We start from the raw sequence: 19,458 nt of genomic DNA, 5'->3' as shown, positions 1-19,458 counted from the left end.
GCTATTGCATATCGCAGCGACGGAGACCACCCGTCCCGGCCACGCGGCCTTTCCGAGAGAGCAAAAGGCCGAGCCGGCACACGAGGACGACCTCCGTTGAACGCGACGATCTTCCGGTCCGCCATCAACATCGCCGCGATCAGCGGCATCTATCTCTCGCTGGCGATGCTGATCCCGGCGGCGATCGACGTCTATTTCGGCAATCCCGATTCGACGATCTTCCTGCTGTCGGCCTTCATGACGGGCGGCCTCTCGCTGATCACCGCCGCCGCCACGCGCGCCGGGCCGCCGCCCTTCAACAAGCGGCTCGGCTTCCTCGTCGTCAACCTGCTCTGGATCGTCGCCTGCCTGATCGGCGCGGTGCCGCTGTGGCTGTCGTCGATCGACCTCACCTTCGGCCAGGCGCTGTTCGAATCGGTCTCGGCAGTCTCCACCACCGGCGCCACCGTCATCGTCGGGCTCGACGACGCGCCGCCCGGCATCCTGATGTGGCGCTCGATGCTGCACTGGCTCGGCGGCATCGGGATCCTCGCGCTCGGCCTCTTCATCATGCCGTACCTGCGCGTCGGCGGCATGTCCTTCTTCAAGCTGGAATCCTCCGACATCGGCGACAAGCCCTTCGCGCGGATCGCCAGCTACACGCGCGCCTTCATCGCCATCTACGTCGCCATCACGCTCGTCTGCGCCATCGTCTACGCCGCGCTCGGCATGAGCCGCTTCGATGCGCTGAACCATGCCATGTCGACGGTCGCGACCGGCGGGCTGTCCACCCACGACGCCTCCTTCGGCCATTTCAAGAGCCTGCCGCTGCTGTGGGCGGCGACCTTCTTCATGACGCTGAGCAGCCTGCCCTTCTCCGTGCTCATCGTCTTCGTCGTGCGCCGCCGCTTCGATGCGCTGCGCGATCCGCAGATCCGCGTCTTCCTCGCCTATCTCGTGCTGTTCTCGATCGCCGCCAGCATCTACCTGCGGCTCACCAGCGGCATCGACTTCCACGAGGCGCTCGCCCATTCCTTCTTCACGGTGTCCTCGATCCTCTCCACCACGGGCTTTGCCAGCGACGACTACACGCAATGGGGCCATTTCATCGTCGCCCTCGCCTTCGTCGCCACCTTCATGGGCGGCTGCTCGGGCTCGACCTCCGGCGGCATAAAGGCCTACCGGCTGATCATCCTGTTCAACTTCCTGCGCAGCGGCCTCTACCGCCTGATCTATCCGGACGGCGTGCATGCCGTGCGCTACGGCCAGCGGACGGTCGACCTGGAGGTGCAGCGCGGCGTCTTCCTGTTCTTCCTCACCTATGTCGCGCTGTCGGCGCTGGGCGCGATCGTGCTCGGGCTGCTCGGCTACGACGTGCTGACGGCGATCTCGGCGGCCGCGACGTCGCTCTCCAACGTCGGCCCCGGCGTCACGGAGGCGATCGGCCCGGCCGGCACCTTCGCCATCTTCTCCGACGCGGCCCTCTACGTGCTGTCCTTCCTGATGCTGCTCGGCCGTCTCGAGATCCTGACCGTGCTCGTGGTCTTCACGCCGCTGTTCTGGAAGAGCTGAGCGTTCTTGACTGTCGGCAAGCTTCTCCGCATCCTTCCTCCGTCCCGATGGAGGAAGGCCCACATGTCCGTGTCGAAGCCCCTGCTCTTGCCCGTCGCTCTGCTGGGCGCGCTCGCCGCCTCCGCCACCGCCGCCGGCCCGCTGGTCGAGGCCGCGAAGAAGGCCGAGGAGCTGGCGGCGGCCGGCAACACGGTCGGCGCGCACGACACGATCCGCGACGCCTTCGGCAATTTCGCCGCCACGCTCCCCTTCACCATCGGCAAGGCCGTCTTCGTCTCCGCGCCGCCGGAAGGCTACGGCATGTACGCCACGCGGCCCGATGCGAGGTTCAAGGCCGGCGAGCCGCTGATCTCCTACGTGGAGCCGGTCGGCCTCACCTGGCGCGGCGATCCCGGCGCGCTCGAATCGCAGTTCACCGTCGACCTCGAACTCCTCGACACGAAGGGCACGGTTCTCGCCGAGCAGAAGGCCTTCGGCTCCTTCGCCTTCAAGGGCAGCGTGCGCAACCAGGAGGTCTTCGCCAAGCTGACGCTGAACCTCACCGGCCCGCCGGCCGGCGACTACGTGCTGCGCTACCGCTTCAAGGATGCGGCGAGCGGCGCCGTCGCGATGAGCGAGCAGCCCTTCAGCATCGTGCCCTGACTGTACCCTGACGGGCAGGGTCAGCCGACGACCGAGGCGACGGCGGCGAGCGAGAAGCCGCTGAGGACGACGGCCGCGCCCTGATAGGCATGTTTGCGCACGCCGCGCGGCAGCAGCGAGCCGGCGAGCACCCAGGCGAGCCCCGCCGTCATCGACAGGAGCACGTAGGCGCCGATCCACAGCGAAAGCTCGGCCGAGCCGCCGCCGGGGATGAGGACGACGCCGACGATCATGGCCTTCGGGTTGAGGAGCGTCGTCGCCAGCACGCGCGCGAAGGCGTGCGCCGGCGGCTCGACCTTCTCCGCGATCCGCGAGCGCCAGAGCTGGACGGCGGAAAACAGCAGCCAGGCCGCCGCGGCGAGCTTCAGGACCGAAAGCCCCGCGGGCAGGCCGGTGAGGACGCCGGCGATCGAGGCGAAGAAGGAGACCGCCACCGCATAGCCGAGCGCCTCGGCCAGCACCATGACCGCACCGGACCGCCAGCCGAACGCCGCGCCGTAGGCGGCAAGCAGCGTGTTCGTCGGCCCCGGCGTCAGCAGCAGGACGAGGGATGTCGTGAGGAATGCCAGCGTGACCACGAAACGTCTCCGGTTGAGGCGAAATCCGCCCCAGCGCTATCACCCTGCCCGCACCCGTCCCTTGACTTGCATCAAGAAGAAGGGCCGGCATGGTGCGGACGGCGGGGATCGAACCCGCACGGCCGAAGGCCGAGAGATTTTAAGTCTCTTGCGTCTACCAGTTTCGCCACGTCCGCACGCCCCTCGTGGGTAGCCGACGCGGCGGATGCGATCAAGGGGCCTTGCGGACGAAAAAGGGTACGGCCCTGACGCAGGCCGCACCCTTGCTTTTCAGCCTTGCCGGAGAGGTCAGGCCGAAACCTTCGCCGCGATCCGCGCGACGTGGGCGCCCTGGTAGCGGGCGGCCTCAAGCTCGACCTCGGAGGGCTGGCGCGAGCCGTCGCCGCCGGTGATCGTCGAGGCGCCGTAGGGCGAGCCGCCCTTGATCTCGTCGACGCCCATCTGGCCCTGGAAGGCATAGGGAAGGCCGACGACGACGAGGCCGTGGTGGAAGAAGGTCGGGATGAAGCCGAGGATCGTCGATTCCTGGCCGCCGTGCTGGGTGGCAGAGGAGGTGAAGGCGGAGCCGACCTTGCCGACCAGCTTGCCGGCCGCCCACAGGCCGCCCGTCTGGTCCCAGAAATTGCGCATCTGCGAGGCGACCGTGCCGTAGCGCGTGCCGGCGCCGACGATGATCGCGTCGTAGTCGGCAAGCTCGTCGACGGTGGCGATCGGCGCCTTCTGGTCCGTCTTGTAGTGCGAAGCCCTGGCGACCTCGTCCGGCACCAGCTCCGGCACGCGCTTGACCGTCACCTCGGCGCCGGCCGACTTCGCGCCTTCCGCCACGGCATAGGCCATCGCCTCGATATGGCCGTAGGCCGAGTAATAAAGAACCAGCACTTTCGCCATCGCTCTCTCCTTTTCGCGTGAAGCCTTTCCGCTTGATCGCGGCTGTCGTCTGGATGTAGCACTTTGGAGCGGCCCGGTCACAAGCCGGCCGGTCGACAGACTGTTCACCCGCCATTGACAATGCCGGCCGCTCCGGTCGCCATTTCACGCGAATGCAAAAGGCCACCCATGAGTTCCCCGCCCATCGCCACCGCCGCCATGCTCGCCATCGGCGACGAACTCCTGTCCGGCCGCACCAAGGACAAGAACATCGGCCAGCTCGCGGACGTGCTGTCCATCGCCGGCATCGACCTCAAGGAAGTGCGCATCGTCGGCGACGACGAGGCGGCGATCGTCGAGGCGCTGAACGCGCTGCGGGCGCGCTATACCTACGTCTTCACCTCCGGCGGCATCGGGCCGACGCACGACGACATCACGGCGGACGCGGTGGCGAAGGCCTTCGGCGTGCCCTGCCGGCACGATCCGGAGGCGATGGCGCTTCTCGGCGCGATGTACGACCGGCGCGGCATGGAGTTCAACGAGGCGCGCCAGCGCATGGCGCGCATGCCCGTGGGCGCGACGCATATCCCGAATTCCGTCTCCACCGCCCCCGGCTTCGTCATCGGCAACGTGCATGTGATGGCCGGCGTGCCGCAGGTCTTCACCGCCATGCTGAGCGCGGTCGTGCCGACGCTTGCGGGCGGCGTGCCGATGCTGTCGCGCAGCGTCGCCTCGCCCTTCGGCGAGGGCGACATCGGCACGGCGCTGACGGCGATCCAGAAGAACCATCCCGAGACCAGCATCGGCTCCTACCCGCGCTTCGACGGCAACCGTTTCTCCACCGAAATCGTCATCCGCAGCCGCGAGGAGGCGCCGGCCGTGGCGGCGGAGCGTGATATACTTTCGATGATCGCCGAAATCGCCGCCGCCAAGGCCGCGTCTTGATCCTAATCAAGGCCGGGCGCGGGCAGCGGACGCATTCTTGAGCAAACGTCCGGTGACAGGAGACCGACATGACCTACAAGACCATCGTCGCGGTGCTGAGTGCCGCGGAAGACACGGCGAAAGTGACGGAGCACGCGCTGGCGCTCGCGCGCACCTGCGGGGCGCATCTCATCGGCATCCATGCCGAGGTGCCGGTGTTCATGACGCTCGTCGCGCCGATGGAATATCCGGACCCGAGCGCCGTGATCGCCCTGCAGGAGCGGGCGCGCCTGCAGACGAAGGAGGTCGAGAAGGTCTTCCGCAGCCTTTGCGAGCGCGACGACATCCCCTACGAGTGGCGCCTCTTCACCGGCACCGCCGGCTATGCCTCGATCGGCGTGATCGAGAGCGCGCGCAGCGCCGACCTCGTCGTCGCCGGCCAGTTCGACCCGGACTTCGACGGCCCGACGCGCGCCGACATCGAGGACCTGCTCTACGAGAGCGGCCGGCCGCTCTACCTCGTCTCCAACGCGCCGGCGGGCCCGGCGGAGATCGAGCGCGTGCTCGTCGCCTGGAACGGCTCGCGCGAATCGGCGCGCGCGACCTTCGACGCCCTGCCCTTCCTGCTCGCCGCGCGCGAGGTCGAGATCTACAGCGTCGACCCGCCGGAAACCGCGCTCCAGTCGGCCGACATGTCCGGTGCCGACATCGCCGCGAGCCTCTCGCGCCACGGCGTCAAGGTCACGGTGTCGCCGGTCGCCTCCAGGGGCCAGTCCATCGAGGTGCTTTTGAACCGCCGGGCGAGCGAGACGGGCGCCGGCCTCATCGTCATGGGCGCCTACAGCCATTCGCGGCTGCGCCAGCGGCTGTTCGGCGGCGTGACGAGCGCGATGATGCGCGACACGCGCGTGCCCGTGCTGATGTCGCGCTGATCGGCTCTAGCCTGTGGATCGCCCGGAGCCCCGCTCCGGGCGACGATTTCCTTGGCGGGCAAACTGCTCTAGAGAGAAAAACCCGGACTTTCTCCGTCAGAGCAGGAGCTCCCCGATGTCGCTTCCCGACAAAGCCTTTCCCGTATCCTGGGATCAGTTCCACCGCGACGCCCGGGCGCTCGCCTGGCGGCTCGCCGACAACGACCGCGAATGGAAGGCGATCGTCTGCATCACGCGCGGCGGCCTCGTCCCCGCCGCCATCATCGCCCGCGAGCTCAACGTGCGGCTGATCGAGACGGTCTGCGTCGCCTCCTATCACGACTACGTCTCGCAGGGCGAGATGCACGTGCTGAAGGGCATCGCCCCCGAGCTGCGCCAGCACGAGGGCGAAGGCATCCTCATCATCGACGACCTGACGGACACCGGCAAGACGGCCGCCGAGGTGCGCGCGATGCTGCCGAAGGCCCATTTCGCCGCCGTCTACGCCAAGCCGAAGGGCCGGCCGATGGTCGACACCTTCGTCACCGAGGTGAGCCAGGACACCTGGATCTACTTCCCCTGGGACCTGGGCTTCACCTACCAGGAACCGATCGCCAAGGGCTCGCGCGGCTGACGACGGGTCCCGCCGCCGCCGGGCGCCCTCACACGATGAAGAAATCGTTGTGGGTGAGCGACAGGTTCTTGCTCAGCTCCGCGATCAGCACCGAGCCCCCCCGCCCGTCCCCGTTCGAATCGTAGAACAGGTCGCCCGTCGTCTTGCGGTAGACGATGTGGTCGTCGTCGTCCTGCGCCTTGCCGGTCTTGTTCGACACGAACATCGAGGCCGCGAGCCTGCCCGTATCCTCGAAGGCCTTGAAGATGCCGTTCTCCAGCCGGATGGCGTCGTCGCGGACGTTGAAGTCGGTGATCCGGTCGACGTTGGACGCGCCCGGCTTCGTGTCGAAGAGGAAGATGTCACGGCCGGCGCCGCCCGAGAGCACGTCCCGCCCCGTGCCGCCGGCAAGCAGGTCGTTGCCGGTTCCGCCGGAAAGCGTATCGCGTCCCGCGCCGCCGGAAAGCCTGTCGCTGCCGGTTCCGCCGGAAAGCCTGTCGTTGCCCGCGTCGCCGGAGAGCACGTCGCCGCTGGCGCCGCCCTCCAGCACGTCGTTGCCGGTCCCGCCGGAAAGCCTGTCGCTGCCCGTGCCGCCGGAGAGCCTGTCGCCGCCGGTGCCGCCGGAAAGCACGTCGTTGCCCGTGCCGCCGGAAAGCGCGTCGCGCCCCGCACCGCCGGCAAGGACATCCTTGCCCGCCCCGCCGTAGAGCTTGTCATTGCCGGCGCCGCTGCCCAACGTGTCCGCGCCCGCCCCGCCGGCCAGGACATTGGCGCCGGCATTGCCGGTGAGCCTGTCGGCATGATTCGAGCCGGTCAGGTTCTCGATCGACGAATAGCTGTCGCCCGCCGCGTCGTTGCTGTTGACCGACGGCGCCGCGAGGCTTGCCACCACGCCCTTCGACGCGCCCTCGTAGGACGCGGTGTCCGATCCCGCGCCGCCCCGGAGGTTGTCGCCGCCGGCGCCGCCGACCAGCACGTCGTCCCCGCCGGCGCCGTCGATCGTATCCCGGCCGCCCGCGCCGCTCAGCCGGTTCCGCGCGCCGTTGCCGCTGATCGTGTCGTCGCCGGCGCCGCCGATCGCATTCTCGATCACCACGCCGTGGGCGATGGTGAAGCCGCCGTAGATGCCCTGGACATAGGAGACCACGCCGCCGCCGGTCGCCGAATAGTCGAGCGTCGCGGCCCTGAGGTCGATCACGGCCTTGGCCGCGCCGGCGTGGCGGATCGTGTCGTTGCCGCCGGCGTCCCAAAGACACTGGTAGAAGGTTCCGGGCGCATTGGCGGACGGCAGGGTATAGGTGTCGTTGCCCTTGCGGTAGGTCATGTTGGCGCCGTACTTCTCCTGCAGCACGGCGATGTCGAGCGCCATCAGCGTGCCCTGCCAGCCGAAGCCGTAGGTCGAGGCCGACGGGTTGAGTTCCGGCACGTGCGGGGCGGTGTGCCAGCCGTCATTGTAGGACATCGTCGTGTAGATGCCCTGGTTGAGGTTGAAATCGCCGTAGTCGCCGAAGGCGGCGCTCACGCCCTGCATCACGACGGAGCCGTTGTCGTGCGGGTGCGACAGGCCGAGGCCGTGGCCGATCTCGTGGATCAGCGTGACGTAGCCGTAGGCGCCGACGGCGAGATTGGCGGGCGTCCAGGAGGGATCCTGGCTGTTGAAGACGCCCCAGCCCTCCACGGCATGGCTCGCCCCGCCGTAGGTTATGCTTCCGCCGCCGACGCCCCAGTAACCGAGGTTGCCGACGGCGTAGCCCTGGTTGGGGCTTTCGAGCAATACGTAATCGGCGGCGGCTATGCTGTTGACGAAATTGAACTTTATGTTGGCGACCGCCGAGAAGTTGGCCAGCGCCTTCTTCGCGGCCGCGATCTCCGCCGCATCCCAGCCGGTGGTGGTGAAGCTCGTGCCGTCGTTCACGGCGACGCCCGCGCCGCCGAAGAATACGTTCATGACATGCTTGGAAGCGGTATAGTCGTTCCAGTCGACGGCATCGGTAAGCGCCATGATATCCTCCCCCTCGAGGTGCTGCGGGCCGCTGCCCCCATCCCCGAGGCAGGCCATGCCGAAAGAATTGCCTTCATTTACGCGTGCATGAAATGCCGCCCCGACGGCCCTCGCGGGTCCCTCCGAGGCAGATCGAGAATCACTTTTTCCACCGATCACAACTTCCTACGGATGACCATTCCCGGATATTCGGGAGGTGGAAATCCCCCCTGTTTTTACCCGTGATTTTTTCGTCTTTTCCACAGGCAAGCGAAGCGCCGTCTCGCCTTTCGGCGGGAAGGTCCTGATTTTTCAGGATTCGTGCGGTGTCCCCATTTTCCACAGCCGCGGGCACAACATATAGCGTCGGACAGATCGGCCCGAACCAGCCCTTGACGGAATCGCCGTCGATAGCGTTAATGAAATCCAAGTTGCGGCGGCGACTGGACCGGAGTGTCACGAGGCCGGGTCCCTTCAGGAAATCGCGCGATAACGCACAGGCGGCCGGCCGGTTCGAAACCGTCCGCCGGATGCGGACCTGCGCGCGAAATTTCCCGATGCGCCAATGCGACCCTCGGGCTGGAAAAAATCTGTGTTGATACTATATTTAGTATTTGCAGCCAGACTTAGCACAAGATAATGGATCCCTTCGAACGGGTTTCCAGACGAACAAGGGATCGGGGCTGGCTGCGGGGACGGGGCCGGACGGGATGATTGCGCCCTTTCGCGAGGGCGGATGCGGCAGCAAAGGACAACGGACAATGCGCATAGAACGTCGTTTCACCAAACCTGGCCAGTCGGCCTATGCGGAGATCGAATTCCGCAAGGCCACCAGCGAAATCCGCAATCCGGACGGCTCCATCGTCTTCCGGCTCGCCGACATCGATGTCCCCGCGCAGTTCTCCCAGGTCGCCGCCGACATCCTGGCGCAGAAATATTTCCGCAAGGCCGGCGTGCCCGCGCGGCTGAAGAAGGTCGAGGAGAACGACGTCCCCTCCTTCCTGTGGCGTTCCGTCCCCGACACCGAGGCGCTGAAGGCGCTGCCGGAAAACGAGCGCACCGGATCTGAGATCGACGCGCGCCAGGTCTTCGACCGGCTCGCCGGCACCTGGACCTATTGGGGCTGGAAGGGCGGCTATTTCGCCTCCGAGGAAGACGCCGCCGCCTTCAGGGACGAGCTCGCCTACATGCTCGCCACGCAGCGCGTCGCGCCGAACTCGCCGCAGTGGTTCAACACCGGCCTGCACTGGGCCTACGGCATCGACGGCCCCGGCCAGGGCCATTTCTACGTCGACCCCTTCACCGGCAAGCTGACGAAGTCCAAGTCCGCCTACGAGCATCCGCAGCCGCACGCCTGCTTCATCCAGTCCGTCGAGGACGACCTCGTCAACGAGAACGGCATCATGGACCTGTGGGTGCGCGAGGCGCGCCTGTTCAAGTACGGCTCCGGCACCGGCTCGAACTTCTCGCACCTGCGCGGCGAGGGCGAGAAGCTGTCCGGCGGCGGCCGCTCCTCGGGCCTCATGAGCTTCCTGAAGATCGGCGACCGGGCGGCCGGCGCCATCAAGTCGGGCGGCACGACGCGGCGCGCGGCCAAGATGGTCGTGGTCGACATCGACCATCCGGACATCGAGGAATACATCAACTGGAAGGTCAAGGAAGAGCAGAAGGTGGCCGCGCTCGTCACCGGCTCGAAGATCGTCGCCCGCCACCTCAAGGCCATCATGAAGGCCTGCATCAATTGCTCGGCCGATGGCGACCAGTGCTTCGACCCGGCCGAGAACCCGGCGCTGAAGCGCGAGATCCGCGCCGCCAAGAAGGACCAGGTTCCGGAAAACTACATCAAGCGCGTCATCCAGTTCGCCAGGCAGGGCTACAAGGACATCGAGTTCAAGACCTACGACACGGACTGGGATTCGGAAGCCTACCTCACGGTCTCCGGCCAGAACTCCAACAATTCCGTCTCGCTGAAGGACGACTTCCTGCGCGCCGTCGAGAATGACGGCGACTGGCACCTGACCGCCCGCAAGGACGGCAAGGTGATGAAGACGCTGAAGGCGCGCGACCTGTGGGAATCGATCTCCTACGCCGCCTGGGCGTCGGCCGACCCGGGGCTGCACTTCAACACGACGATGAACGACTGGCACACCTGCCCGGCCGCCGGCCCCATCCGCGCGTCGAACCCGTGCTCGGAATACATGTTCCTCGACGACACGGCCTGCAACCTCGCCTCGCTGAACCTCCTGCAGTTCAAGGACGCGAAGACGAAGAGGATCGACATCGCCGACTACGAGCACGCCGTCCGTCTCTGGACGATCGTGCTGGAAATCTCGGTGATGATGGCGCAGTTCCCGTCGCGCCAGATCGCCGAGCTCTCCTACGAATACCGCACGCTCGGCCTCGGCTATGCGAATATCGGCGGCCTGCTGATGTCCTCCGGCATCCCGTACGATTCGGCCGAGGGCCGCGCCATCGCCGGCAGCCTCACCGCCATCATGACCGGCGTCGCCTATGCGACGTCGGCCGAGATGGCCGGCGAGCTCGGCCCCTTCCCGGGCTTCGCACCGAACCGCGACAACATGCTGCGCGTCATGCGCAACCATCGCCGCGCGGCCTATGGCGAGGCCGCCGGCTACGAGGCGCTGTCGGTCAATCCGGTCGCCCTCGTCCACGCCGATTGCTCCGATCCGGCGCTCGTCGAGCATGCCAAGGCGGCCTGGGACAGGGCCGTGGAACTCGGCGAGAAGCACGGCTACCGCAACGCCCAGACGACCGTGATCGCGCCGACCGGCACGATCGGCCTCGTCATGGACTGCGACACGACCGGCATCGAGCCCGATTTCGCGCTGGTTAAGTTCAAGAAGCTCGCCGGCGGCGGCTATTTCAAGATCATCAACCGCGCCGTGCCGGAGGCGCTGCGCACGCTCGGCTATTCGGAAAGCCAGATCGCCGAGATCGAGGCCTATGCCGTCGGCCACGGCAACATGAACCAGGCGCCGGCGATCAACCCGTCGACGCTCAAGGCGCGCGGCTTCACCGACGAGAAGATCGAGGCCGTCAATGCCGGCCTCAAGTCCGCCTTCGACATCAAGTTCGCCTTCAACCAGTGGACGCTCGGCGCCGACTTCCTGAAGGACGTGCTGAAGGTCTCGGATGCGCAGCTTTCCGACATGTCCTTCAACCTCCTGGAGCATATCGGCTTCACACGGAAGGACGTCGAGGCCGCCAACATCCACATCTGCGGCGCGATGACGCTCGAAGGCGCGCCCTTCCTCAAGCCGGAGCACCTGCCGGTGTTCGATTGCGCCAATCCCTGCGGCAAGATCGGCAAGCGCTACCTCTCGGTGGAAAGCCACATCCGCATGATGGCGGCCGCCCAGCCCTTCATCTCGGGCGCCATCTCCAAGACGATCAACATGCCGAACGAGGCGACCGTCGAGGACTGCAAGAACGCCTACATGCTCTCCTGGAAGCTGGCGCTGAAGGCGAACGCCCTCTACCGCGACGGCTCGAAGCTCTCCCAGCCGCTCAACGCCTCGCTGATCGAGGACGAGGAGGACGAGGACGATGCCGTCGAGGCACTGGCGGCAAGCCCCGCCGCCGCCCAGGCCGTCCAGGTCACCGAGAAGATCATCGAGAGGATCGTCGAGCGCATCGTGCGCGAGCGCGAGAAGCTGCCGAACCGCCGCCAGGGCTATACCCAGAAGGCCGTGATCGGCGGACACAAGGTCTACTTGCGCACCGGCGAGTTCGGCGACGGCCGCCTCGGCGAGATCTTCATCGACATGCACAAGGAAGGCGCCGCCTTCCGCGCAATGATGAACAATTTCGCCATCGCCATCTCGCTCGGCCTCCAGTACGGCGTGCCGCTGGAGGAATATGTGGAGGCCTTCACCTTCACCAAGTTCGAGCCGGCCGGCATCGTGGTGGGCAACGACGCGATCAAGAACGCCACGTCGATCCTCGACTACGTGTTCCGCGAGCTCGCCGTCTCCTATCTCGGCCGCCACGACCTCGCCCATATCGACACGTCCGATTTCGGCAACACGGCGCTCGGCAAGGGCATCAAGGAGGGCAAGACCAACCTGATCTCCACCGGCTGGACGCGCGGCCACAAGCCGACGCTCGTCCAGGGCGGCCAGACCGGCGAGCGCGCGCTGTCCGAGCCGAAGGGCTCCGCGACCGCAGCGCCCGCCAAGGCCTCCAGCGTCGGCAACGTCACCTCGTTTGCCGGCAGTGCCGCGCGCAAGCTGGAGCCGGCGACGGCCATCGCCAGCTCCGAGATCGTCGCCTTCAAGCGCGACTACGAGGAGCGCGCCGCCGAGCTTGCCGAGGAGATCGCCGACGAGGGCGAGAGCGACGCCGATCCCGCGATCACCGCCCTCTTCTCTGACAAGGCCGCCGCGGACGCCGCCAGCGCCAAGGCCGACGCCAAGAAGGTTGAGCAGGAGCGCCGCATGCGCTCGATCGCCCAGGGCTATACCGGCAACATGTGCTCCGAGTGCCAGAACTTCACGATGGTGAGGAACGGCACCTGCGAGAAGTGCGACACCTGCGGCGCGACGAGCGGCTGCTCCTGACCGCGAGCCGGCTTCGGCACGATACGGACTTGCGAAGCCCCGGGGAGCGATCCCCGGGCTTCTTCTTCATCGGGACAGGCCGAACTGGATCTCGATCCTGTGATAGGGCGCGCCGGGGCCGTTCCAGCCGTGATAGACCTCGCGGCTCTCGCCGGACAACACGTGGCGCGACATCTCGATCTCCGCGACCAGCGGCGCGTAGCCCTGCGTGAAGAGCGTGCGCAGCGATCTCTGGTGGACCCGGGAGGCCATGACGGCCGGTTCGAGATGGCGCAGCTCCAGCGGGCCGTCATATCCTCGCGGCTCCGCCACCGGACGGCAGATCTGCCAGTCGAACGGCGTCCTTCCGTCCTTCGGCAGGCCGTGCGCGATGAAGGTCCACGGGCCGGAGACCGCAAGGCCCCGGCCGCGGATCTCCCCGTCGATCACGAGGGCGCATTCGGCGGCGGCCTGCCCGATCTCGGGAATGCGGAGCCGCCGCCTCATGCACAGCACCCACATGTCCGGTGTCTCGATGATGTTCATGTCCGCATCCTTTCGGGGCAGACCTATGACCGCGTTCCTTTCCGAGCAAGCCGCAGTGTGGAATGCGATGCCAATGTTGCGGCCGGAAGGGCCGAAAGGTAGAATTTTCAACTCCCTCCGACGGCGAATGGGGGTCGCCATCCGGCAAGGCCCGCCTGCCCTATCGCGGGAGACGGCAAAACAGCCTATCTTCAGGGGACCGCAGAAGGAGGCCGACATGACCGCACCGAAGGACACGCCGAGGGAATCGCTCGAGAAGGAGCGCGCCCGGCAGACGAAGAAGAGCGAGAAGGCCGAGCAGGACGACTATCTGGAAGAGGCGCTGGAGGAGACCTTTCCGGCGAGCGACCCGATCGCGCCGGGCGAAGTGAAGGATCACTAGGTCGTTTCCGCTTTCCCCGGATCGCGAAAACGATCCGTCTCTTTGTTTCCACGCAATTCCGCGCGCAAGGCCGCTGGTATTGCCCAAGGCGTACGGGACCGATGGACGTTTCCTTTCTCCTCGACGGGCCGCAGGACGCGCCCGTCACCCTGCTTCTCGCGCATGGCAGCGGCGCGCCGATGGATTCGCCGGCGATGAGCGCCGCGACGGCCGCCCTCGCCGGGGAAGGCCTGCGCGTCGCCCGCTTCGAGTTCTCCTACATGGCGGCGCGGCGCAGCGACGGAAGCCGCCGGCCACCGCCGAAGGCCGAGACGCTCGTCCCGGAATTCCGCGCCGCCGTCGACGCGCTCGGTGCCGCAGGGCCGCTCGTCATCGGCGGCAAGTCGATGGGCGGCCGCGTGGCGAGCATGGCGGCGGACGAGCTCCATGCCGGGCGGCGCGTCGACGGCCTCCTCTGCCTCGGCTATCCCTTCCATCCGCCGGAGAAGCCGGCACAGCTTCGCACCGCGCATCTGCTGCGGATCGAAACGCCGACGCTCATCTGCCAGGGCACGCGCGATCCCTTCGGCACGCGCACGGAGGTGGAGGGCTACGGCCTGCCCGCACGCATCCGCCTCCTCTGGCTGGAGGACGGCGACCATGACCTGAAGCCGCGCAAGAGCGTTTCCGGCTTTTCCGCCGCCGATCACCTCGCCGCCATGGCCGCGGCCGTGAGGGCCTGGAGCGGGACGCTTGCGCGCTGAGGCGAAGGACGAAGGCCCTCGCAAATCGATTCACGTCCTTGCCGGGCCGATTCCGGCTTCCGCCGTAAAGCATTGGAACAATTTGCCTATTTAAAATTCGGCCGTGCCCGGCGGACAAGGGATCGTTAACCCGGCCATGCGAACATTAGCATCGCACGACATACGTTTGCGGACGACCATGGCCCGGATCAGCTTTCCCTATACCCATTACGACCTGAAACTGCAGCGCGGCGGCACGGTGATCGAGGTCACGCTTTCCGCGGTCGCCAACGTTCGGCTGATGACGAACACCAATTTCGACCTGTTCCGCAACGCCCGCCAGCACAAGTTCCTCGGCGGCGTCGCGAAGAAATCGCCGATCCGCCTGCAGATACCGGAGAACGGCCACTGGCACGTTGTCGTCGACATGGAGGGGCACGCGGGCAAGGCGGATTCGTCGATCAAGCTGGTGCCGCAGGCGCCGCCCCAGCCGGCGCCGCGCTTCAACGCAGCCTCCTGATCAGCCGCGCTCGCGCCGGAGCTTCGCCCACCAGTCGAGCCGCTTGCGCAGCTCCCGCTCGAAGCCGCGCTCGGGCGGATCGTAGAAGGTCCTGCGGCCCATCTTCTCAGGGAAATAGTCCTGGCCGGAAAAGGCGTCGGGCTCGTCGTGGTCGTAGCGATAGCCCTCGCTGTAGCCCTCGCCCTTCATCAGCTTGGTCGGCGCGTTGAGGATGTGCTTGGGTGGCAGGAGCGAGCCGTGCTCCTTCGCCGCGCGCATGGCCGACTTGTAGGCGGTGTAGACGGCGTTCGACTTCGGTGCCGTCGCGACGTAGACGCAGGCCTGCGCCAGCGCCAGCTCGCCCTCGGGCGAGCCGAGGAAGTCGTAGGCGTCCTTCGCCGCGTTGCAGACGACGAGCGCCTGCGGGTCGGCAAGGCCGATGTCCTCCACCGCCATGCGCACCAGCCTGCGGCCGATGAACAGCGGGTCCTCGCCGGCGTCGAGCATGCGCGAGAGATAGTAGAGGGCGGCGTCGGGATCGGAGCCGCGCACGGACTTGTGCAGCGCGGAGATGAGATTGTAGTGGCCGTCCTGCGACTTGTCGTAGACCGGGGCGCGGCGCTGGACGATGCGGAAGAGGTCGTCCTGGCCGAAAATCTCGTCGGGCCGGGCGGCGCGCCATACTTCTTCGGCGAGCGTCAGCACCGCGCGGCCGTCGCCGTCGGCCATGCGCAGGAGGGAAAGCCGCGCCTCCTCGTCGAGCGGCAGGGGCTTCTCCTCCGCCGCCTCGGCGCGCTTTAGCAGTTCCTCCAGGCTCTCCTCGTCATGCGGCTTGAAGGTAAGCACGCGGGCGCGGGAGAGAAGCGCGGCGTTGAGCTCGAAGGACGGGTTTTCCGTGGTGGCGCCGACCAGAACGATGGTGCCGTCCTCCATCACCGGCAGGAAACTGTCCTGCTGGGCGCGGTTGAAGCGGTGGATCTCGTCGACGAAGAGCAGCGTCTGGCGGCCGCCCATGCGGCGCTGGCGGGCGGCCTCGAACACCTTCTTCAGGTCGGCGACGCCGGAGAAGATCGCCGAGATCTGCTCGAAGGCGAGCCCGGAATCGCCGGAGAGGAGCCGCGCCACGGTCGTCTTGCCGGTGCCGGGCGGCCCCCAGAAGATCATCGAGCCGAGCGAGCCGGAGGCGATCATGCGGGTCAGCACGCCGTCCGGCCCGGTCAGGTGCTCCTGGCCGGTGACCTCCTTCAGCGTCTGCGGGCGCAGCCGGTCGGCGAGCGGACGCTTGGCCGCCATCTCCTCGGGCTCGCGCGGGGCGAAGAGGTCGCTCATCGGAAGAACTGTCGGATGCGCTGGCCGTCACGCTCGATCTCGACGCGCCAGATCGACGGGTTCTCGGCGGCGAGCCTTGCGAGGATCTCCGTCGTCGCGACCTGCGTGCCGTTCAGCTCCACGACGATGTCGCGCGGCTGCAGGCCGATGCGGGCGGCGGGCGAGCCGCGGTTGACCTCCACCACCACCACGCCGACGGAACTCGCCGGCATGCGCAGCTCCTCGGCAACGCGCGGCGAGAGATTGGCGACGACGGCGCCGGCGAAGGGGTTGCGCCCCTCGATCAGCCGCTCGTCGCGCGGCGTCGTCTCCGGGGCACGGTCGAGCGCCAGCGTCAGCTCCTGCGCCTTGCCGCCGGCACTCACCGTCAGGTGCGCCGTGCCGCCGATGCCGACGGTGGCGAGCCGGTAGCCGAGCGCGTCCGGATGCTCGACCTCGACGCCGTTGACGGCGAGCACCACCTGCCCCGGCTTCAGCCCGGCCTTTTCCGCGGGACTGCCGGGCAGCACGCGCGAGACCAGCGCGCCGCGCGCCCGCGAAAGCCCCAGCGCCTCGGCGACGTCCGACGTCACCGCGTCGAAGGTCGCGCCGACGAAGGGCCGGTCGAAGCTGGGGCTGCCGCTTTCGGCGCTGGCGACGAAGCTGCGCACGAGGTTGGAGGGAATGGCGAAGCCGACGCCGTTGGAGCCGCCGCCGCGCGAGAAGATCGCCGTGTTGATGCCGATGAGATGGCCGTTCATGTCGATGAGCGCGCCGCCGGAATTGCCGGGGTTGATCGCCGCATCCGTCTGGATGAAGAAGCCGAAATCGCCGTTGCGCACCTGGTTGCGGGCGAGCGCCGAGACGATGCCGCTCGTCACCGTCTGGCCGACGCCGAACGGGTTGCCGATCGCCAGCACCAGGTCGCCCACCTGCACGGCGTCGCTGTCGCCGAGCGGCAGGGTCTCGAAGGTCTCCTTCGCCTCGATCTTCAGCACCGCAAGGTCGACGCGCTCGTCCTTCAGCACCACCTTGCTCTCGAACTCGCGCCCGTCGGCGAGCGCCACCTTGATGTCGCTCGCGCCCTCGATGACGTGGTTGTTGGTGACGACGATGCCGCTTGTCCCGACGATGACGCCGGAGCCGAGCGAGGACTGCTTCTCGCTGCGGTTGGGCATGCGCTGGCCGAAGAACTCCTCGAAGAAGGGGTCGCCGTCGAAGATCGAGCGGCGCTCGACCACGCGCTCGGCATAGACGTTGACGACCGTGTTGGAGACCTGGCGCACGAGCGGCGCGAAGGAGAGCTGCATCTCCGCCCGCGAACCGGGCACGACCTGCTGCTGCTGGGCCGCGGCGGGGACGGCGAGCGCGAGCGCAAGCGCGAGCGGGAGGGCGAGCGGGAGGGCGAGGCTGAAGCGGACGATCGGCATGGAGGAGGCTCCTTCGTTTCTGCGCCACGTTCAGATAGGATTTCGCGGCAAAAAAGGCAAACGGCGACCTCACGGCGGCGTCACGCCCGCGCACGAAAAAGTGGCCGCGGCAAATCTCCGCCGTCCTTGAATCGGCCGCCGCCTCGTTTACCTATAGGACAGAAACAGATCGGGGCACCGCCATGTCCGCCTACCGCCCGCCGCATATCTCTGCCCATGAGATCACGCCCGAATCCGTCTTCCTCGACCGCCGGACCTTCCTGGCGGCGACCGCCGGCGGCCTCCTTGCGGCGGCAGGGACGCCGGCTTTCGCCGCGCCCCTCGACGCCGCGCCGGGCCGCTACGTGCTCGACGAGGCGCTGACGCCGGAAAAGGACGTGACCGGCTACAACAATTTCTACGAATTCGGCACGGGCAAGGGGGATCCGGCCGCCAATTCCGGCGCCTTCGAGCCGGAGCCCTGGTCGGTCGCGGTCGGCGGGCTGGTAGCGAAGCCGAAGACCTTCGGGCTGGAGGAGCTTCTCGCCTTCCCCCTGGAGGAGCGCATCTACCGCATGCGCTGCGTCGAGGCCTGGTCGATGGTCATTCCCTGGATCGGCTTTCCGCTCGCAAGCCTGCTCGACAGGGTGGAGCCGCTCGGAGACGCGAAATACGTCGCCTTCGAGACGGTGGTGCGGCCGCGGCAGATGCCCGGCCAGTCCGGCTTCTTCCAGCCGCTGCCCTGGCCCTATGTCGAGGGGCTCAGGCTCGACGAGGCGCGCCACCCGCTGACGATCCTCTCGGTCGGCGTCTACGGCAAGACGCTGCCGAACCAGAACGGCGCGCCGGTCCGCCTCGTCGTGCCGTGGAAATACGGCTTCAAGGGCATCAAGTCGATCGTCAGGATCACGCTGACCGACAAGGAGCCGCCGTCGACCTGGAACGTCAGTGCGCCGCAGGAATATGGCTTCTACGCCAACGTCAACCCGGAGGTCGACCATCCGCGCTGGAGCCAGGCGAGCGAGAACCGCATCGGCGAAGGCGGCTTCTTCGGCGCCAACCGCCGGCCGACGCTGCCCTTCAACGGTTACGGCGAGGAGGTGGCCGGCCTCTATGCCGGCATGGATCTCCGGGTGAACTATTGATGCCGCCCCTGCCCGCCCTGCCCCGCAAGTATCACGCGGCCTCGGTCTGGCTGCTCTATATCGTCGGCCTCGTGCCGGCCGCCTGGGGCTTCTGGCTCGGTGCGACCGGCCGGCTGCCGGGCAATCCGGTCAAGGAATTCGAGCACCTGCTCGGCCTGTGGGCGCTGCGCTTCCTCGTGGCGACGCTGGCGATCACGCCGCTCCGCGACCTCCTCGGCGTCAACTGGCTGCGCTATCGCCGTGCGCTGGGGCTGCTCGCCTTCTGGTACGTGCTGATGCATTTTTCGACCTACATGCTGCTCGACCAGGTCCTGAATGTCTCCGCCGTCCTCGCCGACATCGCCAAGCGCCCCTTCATCACCATCGGCATGGCCGGCTTCGTGCTGCTGATCCCGCTGGCGCTCACCTCCAACGCCTGGTCGATCCGCAGGCTCGGCCCGCGCTGGGGCAAGCTGCACCGGCTCGTCTACGTCATCGCCGCCGCCGGCGCCCTGCATTTCGCCCTGTCGGTGAAGGTCGTCGGGCCGGAGCAATGGATGTATGTCGCGCTGGTGGCGGCCCTGGTCGCCTGGCGGCCCGTGCGGCCGCGCTTCAACCGATGGAAACGCGGCGGCGGCCGGGCGCGGCTCAACGAGGCGTAGAAGTTTCAACCGCCCTCATCCGGCTGCCGCCACCTTCTCCCCGCAAGCGGGGAGAAGGGGAAAGTGGCACCGGTTTCCCTTTGTCGGGAATACAGGGCGGCATCCTCCTTCTCCCCGCTTGCGGAGAGAGGTCCCGGCAGCCCGGATGAGGGGCGCATGCCGACGCGAAAAGGCCGGGAG

Annotated in this window: 17 protein-coding genes and 1 tRNA gene; 11 read left to right on the top strand and 7 right to left on the bottom strand. The window is 67.5% G+C overall.

Annotated features, from left to right (window positions below; all coding sequences use genetic code 11):
* Positions 1-96: 96 nt before the first annotated feature.
* Positions 97-1,551: a TrkH family potassium uptake protein gene (locus NNZ72_RS12825; protein WP_257315711.1), complete on the top strand. Its 1,455-nt coding sequence runs from the start codon at positions 97-99 to the stop codon at positions 1,549-1,551.
* A gap of 69 nt (positions 1,552-1,620) precedes the next feature.
* Positions 1,621-2,193: a hypothetical protein gene (locus NNZ72_RS12820; protein ID WP_371747755.1), complete on the top strand. Its 573-nt coding sequence runs from the start codon at positions 1,621-1,623 to the stop codon at positions 2,191-2,193.
* 20 nt (positions 2,194-2,213) lie between these two features.
* On the opposite strand, the gene NNZ72_RS12815 is transcribed toward NNZ72_RS12820, so the two are convergent.
* From NNZ72_RS12815 to wrbA, 3 genes are all read right to left on the bottom strand, one after another.
* Complete coding sequence (locus NNZ72_RS12815; protein WP_257315709.1) at positions 2,214-2,771, bottom strand: LysE family transporter; 558 nt, start codon at positions 2,769-2,771, stop codon at positions 2,214-2,216.
* 90 nt (positions 2,772-2,861) lie between these two features.
* Positions 2,862-2,947 (bottom strand) — tRNA-Leu (locus NNZ72_RS12810).
* Between the two features lie 112 nt (positions 2,948-3,059).
* On the bottom strand, positions 3,060-3,659 hold the full coding sequence (gene wrbA / locus NNZ72_RS12805) for an NAD(P)H:quinone oxidoreductase type IV (RefSeq protein ID WP_257315708.1): 600 nt from the start codon (positions 3,657-3,659) through the stop codon (positions 3,060-3,062).
* A gap of 168 nt (positions 3,660-3,827) precedes the next feature.
* On the opposite strand from wrbA, the gene NNZ72_RS12800 reads away from it, so the two are divergent.
* From NNZ72_RS12800 to gpt, 3 genes are all read left to right on the top strand, one after another.
* On the top strand, positions 3,828-4,583 hold the full coding sequence (locus tag NNZ72_RS12800) for a competence/damage-inducible protein A (protein WP_257315707.1): 756 nt from the start codon (positions 3,828-3,830) through the stop codon (positions 4,581-4,583).
* Positions 4,584-4,651: 68 nt separating this feature from the next.
* The gene (locus NNZ72_RS12795) at positions 4,652-5,494 is read left to right on the top strand and encodes a universal stress protein (RefSeq protein ID WP_257315706.1); all 843 of its coding nucleotides are present in this window, start codon (positions 4,652-4,654) and stop codon (positions 5,492-5,494) included.
* 115 nt (positions 5,495-5,609) lie between these two features.
* The gene (gene gpt / locus NNZ72_RS12790) at positions 5,610-6,107 is read left to right on the top strand and encodes a xanthine phosphoribosyltransferase (RefSeq protein ID WP_257315705.1); all 498 of its coding nucleotides are present in this window, start codon (positions 5,610-5,612) and stop codon (positions 6,105-6,107) included.
* Between the two features lie 28 nt (positions 6,108-6,135).
* Here the strand turns inward: gpt and NNZ72_RS12785 are convergent, their stop codons facing one another.
* The gene (locus tag NNZ72_RS12785; protein WP_257315704.1) at positions 6,136-8,088 is read right to left on the bottom strand and encodes a M10 family metallopeptidase C-terminal domain-containing protein; all 1,953 of its coding nucleotides are present in this window, start codon (positions 8,086-8,088) and stop codon (positions 6,136-6,138) included.
* Between the two features lie 740 nt (positions 8,089-8,828).
* On the opposite strand from NNZ72_RS12785, the gene NNZ72_RS12780 reads away from it, so the two are divergent.
* On the top strand, positions 8,829-12,647 hold the full coding sequence (locus NNZ72_RS12780; protein WP_257315703.1) for a vitamin B12-dependent ribonucleotide reductase: 3,819 nt from the start codon (positions 8,829-8,831) through the stop codon (positions 12,645-12,647).
* A 66-nt stretch (positions 12,648-12,713) separates the two neighbouring features.
* Here NNZ72_RS12780 and NNZ72_RS12775 read toward each other — a convergent pair whose 3' ends face one another.
* Positions 12,714-13,172 carry a GyrI-like domain-containing protein gene (locus tag NNZ72_RS12775; RefSeq protein WP_257315702.1) on the bottom strand — a complete coding sequence of 153 codons (459 nt, stop codon included), beginning with the start codon at positions 13,170-13,172 and terminating at the stop codon, positions 12,714-12,716.
* A gap of 217 nt (positions 13,173-13,389) precedes the next feature.
* On the opposite strand from NNZ72_RS12775, the gene NNZ72_RS12770 reads away from it, so the two are divergent.
* The 3 genes from NNZ72_RS12770 to NNZ72_RS12760 all read left to right on the top strand — a co-directional run bounded on the left by NNZ72_RS12770 (position 13,390) and on the right by NNZ72_RS12760 (position 14,796).
* Positions 13,390-13,554: a hypothetical protein gene (locus NNZ72_RS12770; RefSeq protein WP_257315701.1), complete on the top strand. Its 165-nt coding sequence runs from the start codon at positions 13,390-13,392 to the stop codon at positions 13,552-13,554.
* A 101-nt stretch (positions 13,555-13,655) separates the two neighbouring features.
* Positions 13,656-14,297 (top strand): alpha/beta family hydrolase, encoded by a 642-nt coding sequence (locus NNZ72_RS12765; protein WP_257315700.1) that lies wholly within the window; start codon positions 13,656-13,658, stop codon positions 14,295-14,297.
* 178 nt (positions 14,298-14,475) lie between these two features.
* On the top strand, positions 14,476-14,796 hold the full coding sequence (locus NNZ72_RS12760; protein WP_257315699.1) for a DUF1883 domain-containing protein: 321 nt from the start codon (positions 14,476-14,478) through the stop codon (positions 14,794-14,796).
* Here NNZ72_RS12760 and NNZ72_RS12755 read toward each other — a convergent pair whose 3' ends face one another.
* Both NNZ72_RS12755 and NNZ72_RS12750 read right to left on the bottom strand, forming a co-directional pair.
* Positions 14,797-16,104, bottom strand: a complete 1,308-nt coding sequence (locus NNZ72_RS12755) for a replication-associated recombination protein A (protein WP_257315698.1) — start codon at positions 16,102-16,104, stop codon at positions 14,797-14,799.
* Positions 16,101-17,513, bottom strand: coding sequence for a DegQ family serine endoprotease (locus NNZ72_RS12750; protein ID WP_257315697.1), 1,413 nt, complete (start codon positions 17,511-17,513; stop codon positions 16,101-16,103). The genes NNZ72_RS12755 and NNZ72_RS12750 overlap by 4 nt, the downstream gene beginning before the upstream one ends.
* Before the next feature lie 182 nt (positions 17,514-17,695).
* On the opposite strand from NNZ72_RS12750, the gene msrP reads away from it, so the two are divergent.
* Together msrP and msrQ are read left to right on the top strand one after the other, a co-directional pair.
* A complete protein-coding gene (msrP, locus tag NNZ72_RS12745; protein ID WP_257315696.1) occupies positions 17,696-18,637 on the top strand; it encodes a protein-methionine-sulfoxide reductase catalytic subunit MsrP in 942 nt (313 codons plus the stop codon).
* Positions 18,637-19,278: a protein-methionine-sulfoxide reductase heme-binding subunit MsrQ gene (gene msrQ / locus NNZ72_RS12740; protein WP_257315695.1), complete on the top strand. Its 642-nt coding sequence runs from the start codon at positions 18,637-18,639 to the stop codon at positions 19,276-19,278. Before msrP ends, msrQ begins: the two co-directional genes overlap by 1 nt.
* The last annotated feature ends 180 nt before the right edge of the window (positions 19,279-19,458 follow it).

Source organism: Shinella pollutisoli, from assembly GCF_024609765.1.
In the GTDB taxonomy this organism is placed as follows: Bacteria; Pseudomonadota; Alphaproteobacteria; order Rhizobiales; family Rhizobiaceae; genus Shinella; species Shinella pollutisoli.
The sequence above is the reverse complement of the archived record's forward strand: the minus strand, read 5'-3'. Positions and strand labels throughout refer to the sequence as shown.

Excerpts from the sequence above, each read along its gene's own strand:
- wrbA (WP_257315708.1), bottom strand. The coding sequence starts at position 3,659 with ATGGCGAAAGTGCTGGTTCTTTATTACTCGGCCTACGGCCATATCGAG.
- NNZ72_RS12800 (WP_257315707.1), top strand. The coding sequence starts at position 3,828 with ATGAGTTCCCCGCCCATCGCCACCGCCGCCATGCTCGCCATCGGCGAC.
- NNZ72_RS12795 (WP_257315706.1), top strand. The coding sequence starts at position 4,652 with ATGACCTACAAGACCATCGTCGCGGTGCTGAGTGCCGCGGAAGACACG.
- gpt (WP_257315705.1), top strand. The coding sequence starts at position 5,610 with ATGTCGCTTCCCGACAAAGCCTTTCCCGTATCCTGGGATCAGTTCCAC.
- NNZ72_RS12785 (WP_257315704.1), bottom strand. The coding sequence starts at position 8,088 with ATGGCGCTTACCGATGCCGTCGACTGGAACGACTATACCGCTTCCAAG.
- NNZ72_RS12780 (WP_257315703.1), top strand. The coding sequence starts at position 8,829 with ATGCGCATAGAACGTCGTTTCACCAAACCTGGCCAGTCGGCCTATGCG.
- NNZ72_RS12775 (WP_257315702.1), bottom strand. The coding sequence starts at position 13,172 with ATGAACATCATCGAGACACCGGACATGTGGGTGCTGTGCATGAGGCGG.
- NNZ72_RS12770 (WP_257315701.1), top strand. The coding sequence starts at position 13,390 with ATGACCGCACCGAAGGACACGCCGAGGGAATCGCTCGAGAAGGAGCGC.
- NNZ72_RS12765 (WP_257315700.1), top strand. The coding sequence starts at position 13,656 with ATGGACGTTTCCTTTCTCCTCGACGGGCCGCAGGACGCGCCCGTCACC.
- NNZ72_RS12760 (WP_257315699.1), top strand. The coding sequence starts at position 14,476 with ATGGCCCGGATCAGCTTTCCCTATACCCATTACGACCTGAAACTGCAG.
- NNZ72_RS12755 (WP_257315698.1), bottom strand. The coding sequence starts at position 16,104 with ATGAGCGACCTCTTCGCCCCGCGCGAGCCCGAGGAGATGGCGGCCAAG.
- NNZ72_RS12750 (WP_257315697.1), bottom strand. The coding sequence starts at position 17,513 with ATGCCGATCGTCCGCTTCAGCCTCGCCCTCCCGCTCGCCCTCCCGCTC.
- msrP (WP_257315696.1), top strand. The coding sequence starts at position 17,696 with ATGTCCGCCTACCGCCCGCCGCATATCTCTGCCCATGAGATCACGCCC.
- msrQ (WP_257315695.1), top strand. The coding sequence starts at position 18,637 with ATGCCGCCCCTGCCCGCCCTGCCCCGCAAGTATCACGCGGCCTCGGTC.